A 255-nucleotide genomic window follows, 5' to 3' on the forward strand; every position below is an offset into this window, starting at 1 on the left:
GGGATAGAAAGAAGGGGCATTTCTTGCGAAAAAGGACACTTTTTATAGGAATGTTGCTCATCATTGCGGGATTGGCGCTTGTCGCTGTCCCGCTAACAAAAGAGTGGCAGCAGGCAAATGGAGTGGCTCAACTAGAAAAAGCGCTAGCCGCTGTCCAAACGGGAGAAACGATTGAAAAGACGGATGATTCACCATCCTCTTGGACAAAAGAACAGTTAGAGGCAGTAATGGAACTGGAAATCCCTGCAATTGACT

The 255-nt window shown here is 46.7% G+C and carries 1 pseudogene; it reads left to right on the top strand.

The window, feature by feature from the left end:
- Positions 1-23: 23 nt before the first annotated feature.
- Positions 24-255: pseudogene (locus CHH91_RS18695) on the top strand (class D sortase); the annotation flags it as partial.

The sequence above is a fragment of the Virgibacillus sp. 7505 genome (assembly GCF_002272135.1).
Taxonomy (GTDB): domain Bacteria; phylum Bacillota; class Bacilli; order Bacillales; family Amphibacillaceae; genus Terribacillus.